Here is a 16,731-nt window from a genome sequence, read left to right as displayed (position 1 = left end):
AAAAATTTGAAAATATTTCGGTAAAATTCAAGATTTTTACGTAATTAAAACATAGAGACATAAAAATAAAGAAGTATAGGAGATTGTACTATGTTTAATTACACTAAAAAGAAAAAATTTGTTACTTTGTTGGCATCAGCAGCTTTAGCAGGTGCCTTTCTAGCAGCAGGAAGCCCAACTGTGAAAGCTTCCGAAAAAAATAATAAGGAAAATATTTCTATTGATAATTCAGTAGATTCATTAGAAAAGTTAGTTGCTGAAAAGAAAGAAAAAATTGCAAAATTAACTGATCAACTTAATCATCACGATGAACTTATAAAGAATGCTAAAGAAGATTTGAAAAAGCTGCAGGATAAATTAGCTAAGGCAAAGGATGAGCTTGCCGATGCACAAGAAGACAAAAATAAGGCTAGTGAAGAATTGGCAGTTTTAGAAAAATCAGAAAAAGGTGCTCAAACTTTATTGGATGCAAAAAAGCATGACAAAGAGACAATTGAGATCGAACTTGATGTAATTATTTCTAAAAAGAAAAAGGCAAATGAGAATCTAACTTCATCCAAGCAGATGCTAAAAGAGGCAAAAGACAAAGTAGAAGGCAAGAAAGAAGCAGTTGATAAAGCAAAAGAGAAGCTTGCAGAACTAGAAAAGAAAAAGCCAACAGATGAAGAATACGAAAATTTTTTGAGACTATTGGCAATGTCTGAAAGTTTATACTCTGGAGTGGATGAGGCTGAAGAAAAAAATGAGGCCGAAATTGCGAAACGCAAGAAGAATTTAGAAAAGTATGAGCAAGAAAAAACAACACTTAACAATGAAATTGCTGTTTTAGAAAAAATTCTGCAAGATAAATTTTCTGATGACCAGGCAGCTGAATTAAAAGATAAAAAGCAACAACTTACTGCACTTGAGGAACAAATTAAAAGAACGGTACAAGAGAAAGCTAATTTTGAATTTTTTAGAGGCAATTTTCCATTAGACAGAAAAAATTACTTGAGATTGATTAATAAAAATAAAGCTGCTATTGCAAAATGGGAAGAAAATCATAAAGCTGGATTAGATGAATTCAAAGGCAAGAAAGCTGAATTGGAACAGGGAATAAAGGATGCAGAGCAAGCAAACAGTGATTTATTAGCCCAAATTAATAAATTAACTAGTGAAATTGCAGAAAATGAGCAGGTCTTTGCTCAATTCGATATTCAAATTAACTCAAATGAACAACAAGTAAAGCAAAAGAAATCAGACTACGAAGCTGCTAATAACAACTTGCTTAAAGTGCAGGCGAGCAAGCAATCACAGTTAGATAAGATTTCCGCTCTAGAAGAAAAGATTCAGACTCATAATCAAGAAATCGCGGTTCATAATCAATCGCTTGATGAGCAGCTGAACAGAATCAAGGCTTGGCAGGCTGCCCAAAATGATTGGAATAAAGAGATTGATACAAATAAGGCCTTGATTGAGCAATATGAAGAATTAATTAAGCAGAAAGACCAAGGAAAAGAAGAAACTCCAACTTCTATTGGTGGTACGCAAACTGAAGATGGCACTCAGACTGATATTAAGATTCCAGATAAAACTGAGCAGAAAGATGCAAGTAAGCAGACAGACTGGCAAAAAGAAAAACAAAAAACAGCTGAAAAGCCAAACTCATTGACTCACATTTTGATTAGATTGCTGGTTAAGCAAGAAGCAGATCAAACAACAGCTGCTGTCAAAAACACTCAAAAGCCGACTCAAAAGAAGAAAAAGACATCAGTTAGTCAAATTAAGATCAAAAAGGGTAAGATTTATGCTCTAATTGGCTCAAAATGGCAATCTGTGAGCCTTAAAAAACTACTTAAGCTAATTGACCAGCACGAAATTAAACTTGACACTGCTATTCACGTTAAAAACAAAAAGACAAATTTATATACTAAAGAAGGTAAAAAGACTAAAAAACAACTCGCTGCTAAGCAAAAGATCACAGTAAAAGGTATTAAAAAGATCAACAAGCAATTGTTTGTTCATGTGCAGAATGCATGGGTACCTGCAAAGAACGTAGTTTTTAAATAAAAATAGATCCTGGGGAAGATTCCTCAGGATTTTTTATTGCAGAACTTTCTAGTCATGGTAGTCTTAACAAGTGAATAAAAAGGGAGAGAAAACAAATGAAAATAAAATTATTTAAAAGACTGCTTATCTTGACTGGAGGAGTATTTTTATGCTGTGAAGCTGCTACAACATCAACACTGACTCATGCGGCCAGCTATAATCGCAGCGAAATGCGCTCTTTTGTTAGAAAAACGTTAGCTCATTATCATGCTTATGGTTCGGTTGAAGTGATTAAGAATGGTGAAACGCAGCAAATCAGCTATGGCGATGCCATTCATAGCAAAAGAATTTCAAATGGCAATAGTAGAATTGTGTATCCCACTGGTTCTATTCAAAAAATCGTGACTGGTGCCATTATTCAGCAATTAATCGATCAATGAAAATTTACCACATCGACGCCAATTTCTCATTGGTATCCAAAAATGAGAAATGCTAATCAAATTACGGTTAGCAACTTATTGACGCATACCTCAGGGATTGATATTCCAAATACTGAGCAGCCACGCAACAAAAGCTACTCAGAAGCAGCTGCAATTAATTGGATCGTAAAGCATGTCACGAAAAATACGGAGAAAAAAGTAGGAAAGTGGAATTACAATAATGCCAATTTTGTCTTGCTTGCGGGCATTATTCGCAAGACAACGGGTAGTTCTTATTCTGCCACGGTAAAGCAATTTTATGCACTAACTCATTTGCCGGGAAAAGATTCAACCTATTCTGGTGGGATGTATATCAAAAACGGCGGTCAGCTGAAGCTGGCCTACGGCAATGTGCACAACACTTATTTTGGCAACTGGGTCCAATTGACCAGCGATAATCAGAATGGCACCGTCATGTTTTTGAATCAAACAAAAGATGGTACCAGTCGCAACAAGGCAATCGGCTATCGCATTTTGAAGCACATCAAGTCCGGAACATTTTTGAGCAAGTAAAAAAGCCTTCATGATTGGTTTCATGAAGACTTTTATTTTTATCTAAATGGGTTAAAGAAGCGGCCGCTGTTGACGTGCCAGAGGACAACCACAACTAGCACCAGAATGAATGCTAATGCCGTTACCAAATAATCTTTAAGCTGGAATGGCTCGTAAACGTACCAGGTCCGCTTTTTCTTAGAGCCAAAGCGTCTCAGCTGCATGGCCGTACTGATGATATCAATTCGGTCAAGACTTGAGAAAATCAACGGCATAACGATGTTCAAGGTACCCTTGATTCTCTTGACTAAATGGGCCTTTTTCGACAATTCATTACCACGGGCCTGCTGAGCAGCAGAAATTTCCCAGTAATCGGTCTGCACAGTCGGAATGTAGCGCAAAGCTAGCGATACCGCGTACGCGATCTTATAACTGACGCCAATTTTATTCAAACTGGATGCAAATTGGCTCGGATTAGTCGTGAGCAAGAACAGCAGCACTAACGGAATGGAACAAATATATTTCAAAATCACGTTTAGCAAGTAGAATAATTCTTCCTGGGTGACAGTGAAATAGCCAGCACTAATCAGCACATGCTTGGTTTGATACAGATCCTGACCATAAGTAGGCTGAAAAATGAAGACCGCAATGATGTTGATAATGGCAAAAACAATAATGAAATTAACGACGAATGAAACTTGTTTCCATTTGATGCCTGCGATTTTTAGGCAAATCAATGAGAAAAGACAAATGACGGCTAAAAATCTGGTGTCATAAGTGACCATGCAGGCAATTGAAACCAAGATCAGAAAAATCAGCTTGGTTGTGGCATTCAAATGGTGGATAAAGGAGTTGCCAGGCTGGTAACCTAAAATTTTATCATCATGCATGTTGGCTGGCCTCCTCAGAATCAATATATGCTTGGACGAAAGCATTCGGATCAGTCAAATTGTAGTGTTTTGCCAATTCGAACAGGCTTGTCTGCTTGAGTGATGCTTCTTTGACTAAATCAGCGTTTGTGAGCAAATCAATTGGCTTCGTATCAGCAATCAATTGACCATTGGCAAAGGCAAGGCTGCGCTTGCTGTATTCAAGCATTAAGTGCATATCGTGAGTGACGATCATGATGGTTTTGTCGCGCTGATTTAGTTCACGCAAGAAGTTCATGATATCGGTGTAGGTTTTCCAATCTTGACCTGCGGTAGGTTCGTCCAAAATTATTAATTCAGGTTCTAAGACCAGAATCGATGCAATTGTGACCCGCTTTTTTTGACCAAAAGAAAGCGCAGAAATTGGCCACTTGCGAAAGGCATACAGGCCGCAAACCTTTAACGTTTGGTAAACGCGATCTTTGATCTCTTCTTCAGGCACGTTGCGCAGGCGCAGTCCTAAAGCTACTTCGTCGAAAATCATTTTTTGTGAAATCATCTGGTTGGGATCCTGCATGACGTAGCCGATTTTTTCAGCACGCTCTTTAATTGAGAGGTCAGCTAAGTTTTGATCCTTGAAGAAGGCTTGTCCCTCGTTTTCGATAAAACCACAAATAATGCGGCATAAAGTTGTCTTACCGGCGCCGTTTTGACCAACAATTGAAACAAAATCGCCCTGGTTGATGGTTAAATTGACGTCGTGCAGGGGATGCTTTTGCAATTTGTTGTAGCGGTGGCCAACATTCTTCAAAGTTAACAAAGGCTGTTTTTCAGTCTTCTGCTTAGGCGGCACTTGCTTATTTTCCCAAGATTGCAATTTTTCAGCGATATTCTTTTCTTCAGGCAAAGCGTCAATTGAAGAAATATCGGGCAGCTGCTTGAGATCCACGCCAGCCTTTTCGAGGGCCTTGATGTATAAAGGACTGCGAACGCCAACGGATTCTAGCAGATCTTGGTGAAGCAAGGCGTTTGGCGCTTTGTCGGCAATGATTTCACCATCGCTAATTAACACGATGCGGTCGACGTGTCTTGCTAACACTTCTTCAACTCGGTGCTCGATAATAATGACCGTTGCGTTTACTTCTTTTTGAATTTGGTCAATTAATTGAATGGTTTTTAATCCAGTAGCTGGGTCCAAGTTTGCTAATGGCTCATCAAACAGCAAAATAGGCGATTCATCAACCAAAACTCCGGCTAAAACGACCATTTGCTTTTGTCCGCCGGATAAGGTCTGTGGAGCTTGCTTTAACAAGTCCTTGAGCTTTAATTCGGTGGCCCAGCGGTCGACATTTTGATGTATTGTTTCACGTGTGAAACAATCATTTTCAAGAGAAAAAGCAATGTCTTCACCAACCGTCATTCCGATGAACTGACTGTCTGAATCCTGCAAAATTGTTGAAGTGGTAAATGACAAATCAAAAAGGCTTGCTTTGGTAATATCTTTACCATTTACTAAGCAAGTCCCTTTGAGTTCGCCATGATCCACATTAGGAATCAGCCCGTTTAAGCAACGGCCAATTGTCGATTTTCCACTTCCTGAAGGACCAGCTAAGAGAATCTTTTCACCAGGATTGATCTCTAAGTTGATGTGCTTCAAAGTTGGATCAGCTTGACTGTCGTATTTAAAGCTGAAATCCTTAAATTGAATGATAGGCTTATTCATGTAAATTCCTTTAATTAATCTTTGTGTAAACTACCTTTCTTAACTTTCGTTGCAGCGTATGCTTTAAGCAAAATCGTACCTAAGATTAGGATTGCAATGAAGTCGGTAGCAGTAGCAGTTACGCCTTGAAGGAAAACCTTGTTTGCAGGTTCACTGTAAATCAGGATGTCGCCGATTGGCGCAATTACTACGTAGCTGATCAAGTTGGCAATTAATTGGATGAGGTTGAAGAAGAACATTTGCTTTCCTGTGAAAACCCCATGCTCCAAGTCGAGTTTTCTGCTGTACAAACCAATGATTAATCCAAGAATGGCTGTGGCAAGAACCCAGCTCCACCAAGTTTGACCATACATTAAGAAGTCACTCAATGCGTGACCGATAAAACCAACACTGAAACCAACGATTGGTCCGTAAATCGTTGCTAGCAATGCCAAAAATGGATAAACAATTTCAATATTAGTGTTGGGAATACCAGTTGGAATAGAAGTAAAACGAGCCAAAATTACATAGATCGCAGTACCAATCCCAATGGCAACTACACTTTTAACTGATAGACCTTTTTGATTCATTAAATACACCTCGTAAAGTTGAAAAAACCAAATGTATGATTAACAATTTTAATTAAAGACTCATATAAGCTCACTGTCAAGCTAAAATGCGCACATTTGCTTTGCCTATGAATGTATTGTGCGGATTCTGTAATCGCTTACTTTTAGTTAAAAATATTTCCTCCATCGGCTAAAAATTGGGATAATAGTAGTTAATGATTGAAAACGAGGAGTTGGAGCAATGGCCGATTTTGATAAGAAAGAAAAATTAATTGATTATCTTAACCCAGATTTTTTAGACGAGCTGCAAAATACGCAACTGGATTATGATCCTCTAAAGATAATAGATGATGAACAATTCACTGCCAGTCAATACCAAGAGGCCAGCGTTCTTAAAGAACAATTAAGCGTTCAAGATCATGATTTTAGCCCGCTGAAACAAGGAAAGTTCTTATTTGATTTGCACCTTGCCAATGGCTTTTTGCATTTTGAGGTTAAAATCAAATTTAGCAGACAAAAAGTCGAAAAGATCACCGTTAACTCCATGATTCGCAACTTTTCGACCGATGCTTTCAAAATTGTCGCATTGATCGAATTTTTGTATTACTTCATGATTGAAAATCCTACTGAAAATACCAACTCTTCGGCGCGCATCGTGCTTAATCATTTTGCTGAAGACGAAAATAGGCTGCCGGTTAAATTGCGGGCACAGTTTGATCCAGTCAGCTACAGCGGCCTTCCCGTTTTAACTTTTAAAATTGGTCAGGATTCGCACTTGTATAAGCTGCAGAGTTTGCCTGGCTTAGTCGATAGTGTGCGCGAGCACCACGAATTGGAATTAGGAAAATACTTCAATCGAACGGTTGAAATAGATGACTTTGATGATGACAGTTTAGCTTGGTATCGCTTGATTGAGAGCATTATTGATCACGATGAAACCGTACAGATTGCACGCGATGATTTTTCTCTGCGTGCCTTTAAAGAATTACCGATTAATGAAAGTTTAGCAGATCAAATCGATCAACTGATGGCGCGTGGCGTTACGCTCTATCATGACAATCGTCCGATTGATTATCGCGTCAGTCAGGATCGATTGCAATTCAAGATTCGCACTGATACAGAAAATGAGACTGCAAGAATTAAGATCGATTATCTGGTGCCATCATATGAGATGGACAATTTAATCGAAGGAAATCGGGCATTTTACTACTTTTGGATGAACAGCTGGACCAAATATGAAAATGTTGATCCAATATTTTTGAAACGTTATGGCCTGCATATGGGCGAGGAGCTCACTTTTGGTGCGCAAACTTTGCAGACGTTGGGCCACAAGATTTTGCCTAAAATCAAAAAGAGCGGCAATTTTTCTGTGACGGGGATGAAAAAGCTGGTCGATACGCTGCCGCCTGAAGCAGAAATTATTTTTAACTTGGACTTTCAAGATAGGGAAATTATTTGTACTCCAGTAGCGAAATACGGTGAAAAAGAGTATCAATTAGAGAAAAAGACCAATGATGAAACGGAACGTGAATTTGAGAAAGAAAAGGCTGCAAAGCAGTTAATTGAAGAGCAAGGTTTTACCTTTGACAAGGAGCAGCAGAAATACAGCCTGGCAATTGATGCCAGTGACCGGATCGATGCTTTCTTTGACGATGGCATTAACCAGCTGAAGAAAGCAGGGCAGGTGAAGGCCACCGCTGCTTTTAAACGGCTGTTAGGCAATTTGAAGACCAAGTTTAATGTCAGTTTAGGGATTCGACTGGGTGAGAATACGCTTGATTTGACTGTTTCCGGTGAAAAATTGGCAGCAGAGGATATTCAGACAATTTTAAATGCCTACCAGCAAAAGCGGCATTACTTCATGTTGCGCAATGGGCAAATGAAGAATCTGGAATCGCCTTCCCTGGAAGATCTTTCTTTGATTATGAAGAACCTGGGGATCAGCTTAAAGCAGTTTGTTAAAGGGAAAATGACCGTACCTGCTTATCGTGCTTTTTACCTCGAAAAAATGCTCGAAAATCGCGATAGTCTGCAATTCACCAGTAATGATGAGTTTGATCGCTTGATTGCCGATCTGGAGCAGGGAAAGGTGAAGAAAAACAAAATTCCGGCTTCATTAAAGAAGGTATTGCGGCCATATCAGGTCAAAGGCTACCAGTGGATGACGACTTTGCTGGATTATAACTTGGGCGGACTTTTAGCAGATGAAATGGGTCTGGGCAAAACGCTGCAGGTAATTTCCGTCTTGCTTGCTCGTAAAGCAAAGACCAAGCTGCCAAGCTTAATCGTGGTGCCTGCCTCAGTTGTTTATAACTGGGAAGCCGAGATTAAGAAATTTGCACCTGAACTCGAAATGATTGTTTTGGGCGGAAGTAAAAAGGAGCGGCGTGAACAACTGGAAAGGGTAACCGATCAGGTTTTAATTACCTCCTATGATTCCTTAAAGCGGGATCTGAAATTGTATGAAAAAATTGGCTTTGATCTTGAAGTCATCGATGAAGCCCAAAATATCAAAAATGCTAAGGCCGCAGTTTCAAAAGCAGTTAAGATCATTAATGCTCGACATCGTTTGGCTTTGACAGGCACGCCAATTGAAAATAATTTGAGCGAATTGTGGAGTATTTTTGACTACTTGATGCCTGGCTTTTTGGGTGAGTATGAATACTTCAGAAGCAATTACGAAAAGCCGATCGTCAAAGATGAAGATAAAAAGAAGGGAAAGCAGCTAAGTCAGATTATTGCGCCATTTGTTTTGCGCCGGCTAAAGAAAGATGTGCTGAAAGATTTGCCTGAAAAGGATGAACAAGTGATTTATGCAAAATTGTCTGGCAGACAGGATGAATTGTATCAAGCCCAAACGCAAAAATTGATTGCCCAGTTGAATAAGCAGGATGATAAAGATTTCAAGAAGCAAAGATTTCAAGTCCTGGCGGCAATCACAAAACTGCGTGAACTCTGTTGTGATCCGCATCTTTTGTATGAAGATTATCGTGGCAAGTCGGCTAAACTGGCTGCAACAATGGAATTGATTGAAGACTCAATTGCGGATGGACACAAGATACTGCTGTTTTCGCAATTCACTTCAATGCTTGAGCTAATTGAACAAAAACTTAAGCAAGCTAAAATTGTAACTTTCGTAATCACTGGCTCAACACCAAAGCAAAAGCGCCAAGAATTGATCAAGCAGTTTAATAAATTGGACCATCCGGCCATCTTTTTGATTTCATTGAAGGCTGGAGGTACGGGTATTAATCTAACAAGTGCCGATGTTGTAATCCATTATGATCCATGGTGGAATGTAGCAGCGGAAAATCAGGCTACTGACCGAGCCCACAGAATCGGACAGAAACATAATGTCCAGATCTATAAGATGGTAGCCAAAGGAACGATTGAAGAAAAAATCGTGGAATTGCAAGAACGCAAGGAAAAACTCGCTGATGAAGTCTTAAGTGGCAAAGGCTTTGGCTCAAGTACGCTAGATCGCGCAGATTTGCTGAATATTTTGGAAAGATAAAAAAGACATTGCTGTGTGGCAATGCCTTTTTTTGGTTTTGTAATTTCCCGGGAAATGGATTTTATTTTTTCGTTTGCTGGTTTGCTAGTGACTTAGCCTGCTTTACTGATAGAACTTGCCAAGTCTTTGGTACTGAGAAAGTATATTCCCGACTCTTGAGTTCATTATTATGGCCGAACCAGCCAAATAAGAACGAATCAAGACCGTTATTGAAGACATAACGCTTAGTTGTAACTGTAACGCTAGCGCTCGATGCATTCTTAACTACCTTTGAAGTTGTTTTATCAGTCTTGGTTGGCGTAGGCTTCTTATCCGCATTATTGGTTTTGTATAAATAAACCTTTTCCGTGCCATTGCCTAATGGTTGATAAAGAAGGATGGGCAATTTCGGGGATGCGGAGGATACTAAATCTTTCTTGACCGTGGTCGTTTCGGCTTTCATACCAAAATGATTGTAGTCATGTTCAACGATCCCTACAATACAGAACACAGCAACAATTAGTGAAAGCCAGGCGAGAGGGGTATGGCCCTTTTTAGGGATGACGTTAAAGTAGATGAAAACAATAACTGCCAAAATCAGAATAATTAAAATCATTAACCGTTTACCTCCTCTGCACGTTCACAAGCACGGTTGCCTTTTTTCAAGAAGAATGAAAGAACAAGTGCGATCAAAGCAAAGACGATACTAATTGCAAAAGCAGCATGGAAACCATCCAATGTGGCATTGATTGCACCGCTCTTGTATTGCAATGGCAAAGTCTTAAGCATTGATTTTGCCGGCATATTGTTGGTGGGAGTTGTTGTCAAAACAGAAACCAAAATGGCAGTACCGATTGATGACAAGACTTGTCTGAAAATATTGTTAACTGCGGTTCCGTGTGAAATTTTATCTAGTGGGAGAGAGTTCATACCGAAAGTAGTAAGTTCATCATAACGAGGGCAACACCAATCGTTCTGATTGCATAAAGAATAATAATCATCAAGAATGAGCTATTTTCGGTTAAGAAAACAAATGGAATTGTACCAAGTGTTAGCAATGTCATACCGGTGGTAGCCATCTTTCTGGCACCATAGCGATCGAAAATTCTACCAGTAATTGGTGACATAACTCAAAACATCAATGCCCCGGGTAATAAAATCAAACCTGAATGGAAGGCTGATTCACCTCGTAAGTTTTGAATGTAAAGCGGAAGCACCATTTCAATTCCGACCATAGCAAGGTAGGTAACACCTGAAAGAATAGCGGCCAGTGAGAATTCAAAATGCTTGAAAACGGTGATGTCCAGGAAGGGATCATACATTTTAAGCTGACGAATGCCAAATAGAATAATGAAGATAATTCCGAATTCGATGAAGGCTAAAATTCCAGGATTGGGCCAGCCTTTATTTCCAGCTTCTGAGAAACCGTATAGGAGTGAACCAAATCCAATAGTAGAAGTAGCAACGGAAATAATGTCGATTTTTTCTTCTTTGGTTGGCAGCACGTCTTTAACTAAGAAAAATGCTAGTACCAAGACGATGCCGGCAATTGGTGCGATAATGCTGAAAAGGTGGCGCCATGATAAATTGTCGATGATCAAACCGGAAAGCGTTGGGCCAATGGTGGGTGCCAGACCAATAACGATTCCGACGGTTCCCATGGCAGCCCCACGCTTGTCAGCTGGGAAAATGGAAAGCATAATCGTCTGAAGCAGCGGCATGGTAACACCAACACCTAAGCCTTGAATGATTCTTCCGGCAAGCAAGGTGCGAAGTTAGGCGCAACGGCCGCAGTAACTGTTCCGATGAAGAAAATTGCCATTGCTGTCAGATACATTTTTTTAGAACCGAAACGATTGATTAACCAAGCAGAAATTGGAATCATAATGCCGTTAACCAGCAAGAAGGCAGTTGAAAGCCATTCTGCGGTCGACGTACTAATGTTGAAATCTTTCATAATTGAAGGAAGTGCGGTTGAAAGCAGGGTACTATTTAGAACCGTACAGAATGAGCCGATGATCAGCACTAATACAAGCAAGTTTCGATTGTATTTTTTGTCATGAATGTCAACAGGTTGTTTATTCATGCTTTGTCCTCCTTTACTCATTGTAAAAACTGTTAGCATTAACTAGAATAGAAGAACTTGAACAGGAAGTTGGAATGAGAATTCCTAATTTTGGACATGCTGATGATGGTAATTTGCATATTTATCTTTGTTCAGATAATGATTCAAAGGAAGAATTTGCTAGAAAGAGTCATCTGGTTATTTCAGAACTTTATAAGAAAGCACGTGAAGTGGATGGCAATATGTCCGGCGAACATGGAATTGGATATGCGCGAAAAGATTACTTTGAACAATTTTATGGTAAAGATTATGTAGAATTATTAACGAGGATTAAACATGTCTTTGATCCAAATGAAGTAATTAATCCAGATAAGGTATTTCCTTTAAAAGATAAATAAAGTTTTATAAAATAATTTTTGGTCCTTTTTGATAAAATATATCGCCATTAATACTAACAAATGAGACTGTCAAAATGCGTCAAATAAATTTATTTTAGGAGAGTATATTGATGAAAATAATTTATCGCAACGTGAAAAATTATGATTTGAATACTGTTGTAAATTTAGAGTCTGAAGCCTTTCATATGAAAAAGATATAACTAAAAAGGATATGATTGGCCGCATTGAAAATTATCCTGATACCTTTTTTGGTGGCGGAGGATAAAGAAAAAGATCAAGTTATTGGCTATACTTTTGGCCCAGCTTTTTCTAAACGATATATTGAGGATGAAATTTATTTTGCCAATCATCCTAATCGCAAGAATGATCTATATCAGATGATTCTGTCTATAATCGTTGATAAAAATATCGTCTTAATGGAATTGCCAGTCACTTATTGAAGAAGATGGATGAAGTAGCCAAAAAGCAGGGAAGAAAGGCGATTTTGCTTAATTGTTTGACACCGTTGATAGCTTTTTATGAATTAAATGGATATACAATGAAGGCAAAGCCAATAATATTCCAACACCCGAAGGTGAAACTATGTATAACATGGTGAAAGAATTGAAATAGTAAAACGCACCTCTAATGAAGTGCGTTTTACTGTGATATGATTTATTTTATGCAATTATTTTGTTTAATGAAATCATTTCTAATAAGCTTTGTGCCGTTGAACTGCCTTCATTGCCGACCTTTAAACCTGACCGCTGTAAAGCTTGCTCGATATTTTCGGTAGTTAAAATTCCAAAAGTAACAGGAATTTCAGCTTCTAAATTCATTTGCATAATTGCATTAGTAACATTTTGAATAATCATGCTGTAATGATCTGTTTCGCCTTTAATTACGGCTCCTAAGGTCATGATGCCGTCATATTTATTGCTATTAAGAATCTTTTTGCCAGCAAAACCAATTTCAAAAGACCCAGGAACCCAATATACATCAATGTTTTCTTCACTAATACCGAACTGCTTTAATGTGGCTAGAGCTCCGTGGACTAAATGATGAGTAACAATTTCGTTGAACTTTGAAGCAACGATTGCAATTCTTGCATTACTATTTTGAAAATTTCCTTCGTATCTTGTCATTTTTTCTTCCTTTTATATTGCTTTTAACATATGATGAAATTTATCGCGTTTAGTTACTAAATAATCATGATTAATTTTATTGGCTAGAATTTCTAATGGAATTCTTTTCTCGACTTTGATACCATATTCTTCTAATTGATCAATCTTGTCTGGATTATTAGTTAAAAGATTAATACGCGAGATGCCTAATTCTTTCAAGATTTTAGCAGCTGATTGATATTTACGTTCGTCTGGTTCAAAACCTAAAATTTTATTGGCTTCGTAAGTATCGTAACCTTGATCTTGCAAAGCATAAGCTTTTAGTTTATTGCTTAAACCAATTCCACGTCCTTCTTGCCGCAGATAAAGAATTAAACCATTGCCATTTTCTTCGATCTGCTTCATAGCATTGTGTAATTGGTCGCCACAATCGCAACGCATTGAACCGAATGTATCGCCAGTCATACATTCAGAATGAAGACGAACGAGCATAGGCTTATTTGGATCAATTTTTCCTTTTAAGATTGCGAGATCTTCACCAGCGAAACTTTTAATTTTAAAATTACCGTATTTAGTTGGAAAATTTACAAATTCTGAAGGTTTACTCGCAAGACTTTTAACGTATTCTTGTAATTCAGCAATAGTTAAAAATGGCATATGATGTTCCTTAGCAATTTCACGAAGCTGCGGACGACGAGCCATATGGCCGTCAGCTTTCATAACTTCACAAATATAGGCAACTTCGGGTTCGCCGGCAAGCTTAGCTAAAGTTACTGAGGCCTCAGTGTGACCATTTCTTTCTAAAACGCCACCATCTTTAGCAACAAGAGGGAAGCAGTGACCAGGGCGGAAGAAATCTTCAGGCTTGGAGCTGGGATCGGCAATTGCTTTAATAGTTGTGGCACGATCATATGCGGAAATTCCAGTTGTTGTCGTTTTGTAATCAACGCTAATTGTAAAAGCTGTGCCATATGGATCAGTATTATTTGTTTCCATTTGTGGAAGCTCTAATCTTTCGGCTACTTTACGACCGACGCTTGTGCAGAGCAGACCACGAGCATATTTAGTCATGAAGTTTACGTTTTCAGGAGTAACTTTAGAGCCAATTCCGATCATATCACCCTCAGACTCACGATCTTCATCATCAGCAACAATTACTAAACCACCATTTTTCATCCATTGAATTGCATTTTGAATTTTTTTAACGTCCATTTTAAAATTTCTCCTTATTTAAATTTGCTTGTACATATTTGCCTAAAATATCGGTTTCAAGATTTACTTCATCATCGACCTGTAAGTGAACTAAATTAGTTTTGTCTTGAGTATGAGGAATTAAACCAATTGAAAATTTGTGATTTTTAACGTCCATGACAGTTAAACTTACACCATTTAAGGCTACACTTCCTTGAGGAACGATTTGGCTTTCTAATCTAGCTGGAATAGTAAACCAAAGTTCAATTGCATTTTCGTTGATTTTTCTCTTAGCAACTTTAATAACATTATCAATATGACCAGTAACAATATGTCCTTCAAAACGTCCGTCAGCTTTCATTGCTTGTTCGACATTAACCTTGTCACCAACTTGAAGATTTTTGAAGGTGGTTTTTTCATAAGTTTGTGGCATCATCGTTACTTGAAATTGATGGTCATTAAATTTTTCTACTGTTAAACACGTACCGTTAATTGAAATCGAGTCACCAATTTTGATATTTGTTAAAAGATTCCGTGTGTAGGCAACTGTCATTTGAATTGTTTCGTCTTTTTTATTAATGCTGGCAATTTCTGCTTTGCCAGCAACTACGCCACTAAACATTTTGCTTCCTTTCATCAATCCGAACGTTATTATTAAGCTTATCAATTTTCACATCACTGAAATGATGAAAAGAAGAAGGAGAAACTGCAGAAACGCCGTTTGCTCCAAGTAAATCAGGCGCAATGTAAGTAATTAATTCGTTAACAAGATAATTATCTAAAAATGATTTTTCCAAGGTAGGTCCTCCTTCAACGTAAATCGATTGGAGTTCTTGATTTTTAAGTTCGTTAATCATGGCGCCAATACTGTCATTTTTACTGAAAAAACAATGTACGAATTTGTTGTTAAAGGGATGCGAGGATAATGACTTATTTTCAGTAAAAATCCAAGTTTGCGCTTTTTGATCAGTAAATAGTTTTAAATCAAGATGCTTTAATAATCGTCCACGCCGATCAAGTACGATGCGAATAGGTGAGTAATCGGTATGGACATTGGTCAATAAACTAGGATTATCAATAATTGCTGTAGAGCTGCCAATTACAATAGCCTGATAATCAGCCCGCTCGCTGTGGACTTTTTGATAAACTAAATCATTGGTGATCTTAGTTCGCTGATTTGTTCTGACTGCAACTTTATGATCAAGCGAAATAGCTTGCTTAACTGTAATCCACGGCTGATTCGTTTCGTAAAAATAGGTATAGTGCTCATTTAGCTTTCGTGCCTCATTTGCGAGAATTCCTGTAGCAACTTGAATACCATTTTCTTTTAAAGCGGCAATTCCTTTTCCAGTTACTAATTTATGCGGATCAATTTGGGCAATTACCACGCGCTTAATATGCTTATTAACAATTAATTGTGAGCATGGTGGCTGTTTGCCAAAGTGATTACATGGCTCTAAAGTTACATAAAGTGTTGAATTGAATAATTGTTCTGGGGTTAATTTGGAAATTGCATCACGTTCAGCATGCCGCTCACCAAAATGATGATGATAGCCTGTAGCTAAAACATGATTATCTTTAACAATTACGGCACCAACTAGAGGATTCTTCCAAGTTTGATGTCTACCTTTGCATGCTTCTTGCAAAGCTAATTGCATGAAGTATTTATCATTTTCTATTTAAATTCACTCCCTTTAAGAACAAAAAAAGAGTCTCGATTTCTCGAGACTCCAATTATTTATCGTAGAGTTAAATAAATCCAACACAAAAAAGCGTAGACCTATCTTTCTTCTGCCATCTAGACTGTAACTATCGGTACCCAAATGGGATTCCACCGCATATGCGGGTTGCGGACTTTACCGCCGGTCGGGAATTTCACCCTGCCTCGAAGAACATTTATTCAATTCGCTTTTATAGTAAAACGCTTACTTATATTATGTCAACATGAAATTTATAAAATAATATGTGCAAAAACTAAAAATCTCAAGTGTACCTAAGCTTAAGAGAAGAAAAATTTTTTGAGTTTTTTGCTAGTAAATGGATTATGAACAAGATTAAAAAAGTATATATTAAATTACTGAAATTAGTATCATCTTCATAATTAACAGTAAATTATAAATTTTCGCTGTTTTTTGACGAAAATATTTATAATACAAGACAGAGTTTTAAGGAAAAAGCAGAAAGAGAGGATCTGATCCATCGAGATAACATTGTCTAATTTTCCTATTTTGTTTTTTGTTTTATGAGGATATGTTAATTTACTACTAGATAATGTTTATGTAACTACCTGATGGAGTTGATTTTTCGGGCTCTTTGTCAATTCCTGTTGATGAAGAGCAAAG

General features: G+C 37.9%; 10 protein-coding genes, 4 pseudogenes and 1 riboswitch. Of the genes and pseudogenes, 5 read left to right on the top strand and 9 right to left on the bottom strand.

Annotated elements, in window-relative coordinates:
- Nucleotides 1-90 precede the first annotated feature (90 nt).
- Together HMPREF0493_RS00360 and HMPREF0493_RS09295 are read left to right on the top strand one after the other, a co-directional pair.
- Complete coding sequence (locus HMPREF0493_RS00360) at nt 91-2,049, top strand: hypothetical protein (RefSeq protein ID WP_006351233.1); 1,959 nt, start codon at nt 91-93, stop codon at nt 2,047-2,049.
- Between the two features lie 95 nt (nt 2,050-2,144).
- A pseudogene (locus HMPREF0493_RS09295) lies at nt 2,145-3,020 on the top strand (serine hydrolase domain-containing protein).
- 38 nt (nt 3,021-3,058) lie between these two features.
- Here the strand turns inward: HMPREF0493_RS09295 and HMPREF0493_RS00350 are convergent.
- Genes HMPREF0493_RS00350 through HMPREF0493_RS00340 form a run of 3 tightly spaced genes read right to left on the bottom strand, consistent with a single transcriptional unit; the run spans nt 3,059 to nt 6,160 of the window.
- Entirely contained in the window at nt 3,059-3,889 is an 831-nt protein-coding gene (locus HMPREF0493_RS00350; protein WP_006351230.1) for an energy-coupling factor transporter transmembrane component T family protein, read from the bottom strand.
- Entirely contained in the window at nt 3,882-5,591 is a 1,710-nt protein-coding gene (locus tag HMPREF0493_RS00345; RefSeq protein ID WP_006351229.1) for an ABC transporter ATP-binding protein, read from the bottom strand. Before HMPREF0493_RS00345 ends, HMPREF0493_RS00350 begins: the two co-directional genes overlap by 8 nt.
- Nucleotides 5,592-5,605: 14 nt before the next feature.
- Nucleotides 5,606-6,160 carry an ECF-type riboflavin transporter substrate-binding protein gene (locus HMPREF0493_RS00340; protein ID WP_006351228.1) on the bottom strand — a complete coding sequence of 185 codons (555 nt, stop codon included), beginning with the start codon at nt 6,158-6,160 and terminating at the stop codon, nt 5,606-5,608.
- Nucleotides 6,161-6,380: 220 nt separating this feature from the next.
- Here HMPREF0493_RS00340 and HMPREF0493_RS00335 point away from each other — a divergent pair, with 220 nt between their 5' ends.
- Complete coding sequence (locus tag HMPREF0493_RS00335) at nt 6,381-9,653, top strand: DEAD/DEAH box helicase (RefSeq protein ID WP_006351227.1); 3,273 nt, start codon at nt 6,381-6,383, stop codon at nt 9,651-9,653.
- 61 nt (nt 9,654-9,714) lie between these two features.
- Here the strand turns inward: HMPREF0493_RS00335 and HMPREF0493_RS00330 are convergent, their stop codons facing one another.
- On the bottom strand, nt 9,715-10,248 hold the full coding sequence (locus HMPREF0493_RS00330) for a DUF4811 domain-containing protein (protein ID WP_006351226.1): 534 nt from the start codon (nt 10,246-10,248) through the stop codon (nt 9,715-9,717).
- Nucleotides 10,248-11,718 (bottom strand): annotated as a pseudogene (locus HMPREF0493_RS00325) (MDR family MFS transporter). Before HMPREF0493_RS00325 ends, HMPREF0493_RS00330 begins: the two are co-directional and overlap by 1 nt.
- Nucleotides 11,719-11,756: 38 nt before the next feature.
- Here HMPREF0493_RS00325 and HMPREF0493_RS00320 point away from each other — a divergent pair.
- Together HMPREF0493_RS00320 and HMPREF0493_RS00315 are read left to right on the top strand one after the other, a co-directional pair.
- Nucleotides 11,757-12,095: pseudogene (locus tag HMPREF0493_RS00320) on the top strand (FAD-binding oxidoreductase); the annotation flags it as partial.
- A 110-nt stretch (nt 12,096-12,205) separates the two neighbouring features.
- Nucleotides 12,206-12,707, top strand: a pseudogene (locus HMPREF0493_RS00315) (GNAT family N-acetyltransferase).
- 47 nt (nt 12,708-12,754) lie between these two features.
- On the opposite strand, the gene ribH reads toward HMPREF0493_RS00315, so the two are convergent.
- Genes ribH through ribD form a run of 4 tightly spaced genes read right to left on the bottom strand, consistent with a single transcriptional unit; the run spans nt 12,755 to nt 16,068 of the window.
- On the bottom strand, nt 12,755-13,219 hold the full coding sequence (gene ribH, locus HMPREF0493_RS00310; protein ID WP_006351218.1) for a 6,7-dimethyl-8-ribityllumazine synthase: 465 nt from the start codon (nt 13,217-13,219) through the stop codon (nt 12,755-12,757).
- Nucleotides 13,220-13,231: 12 nt separating this feature from the next.
- The gene (locus HMPREF0493_RS00305) at nt 13,232-14,410 is read right to left on the bottom strand and encodes a bifunctional 3,4-dihydroxy-2-butanone-4-phosphate synthase/GTP cyclohydrolase II (protein ID WP_006351217.1); all 1,179 of its coding nucleotides are present in this window, start codon (nt 14,408-14,410) and stop codon (nt 13,232-13,234) included.
- A gap of 1 nt (nt 14,411) precedes the next feature.
- Nucleotides 14,412-15,011, bottom strand: coding sequence for a riboflavin synthase (locus HMPREF0493_RS00300; RefSeq protein ID WP_040456699.1), 600 nt, complete (start codon nt 15,009-15,011; stop codon nt 14,412-14,414).
- Nucleotides 15,004-16,068: a bifunctional diaminohydroxyphosphoribosylaminopyrimidine deaminase/5-amino-6-(5-phosphoribosylamino)uracil reductase RibD gene (gene ribD, locus HMPREF0493_RS00295; RefSeq protein WP_040456698.1), complete on the bottom strand. Its 1,065-nt coding sequence runs from the start codon at nt 16,066-16,068 to the stop codon at nt 15,004-15,006. Before ribD ends, HMPREF0493_RS00300 begins: the two co-directional genes overlap by 8 nt.
- A 103-nt stretch (nt 16,069-16,171) precedes the next feature.
- A riboswitch (FMN riboswitch) is annotated at nt 16,172-16,286 on the bottom strand.
- Nucleotides 16,287-16,731: the final 445 nt, after the last annotated feature.

Origin of the sequence: Lactobacillus amylolyticus DSM 11664 (assembly GCF_000178475.1) — a bacterium.
GTDB classification, from domain to species: domain Bacteria; phylum Bacillota; class Bacilli; order Lactobacillales; family Lactobacillaceae; genus Lactobacillus; species Lactobacillus amylolyticus.
The sequence above is the reverse complement of the archived record's forward strand: the minus strand, read 5'-3'. Positions and strand labels throughout refer to the sequence as shown.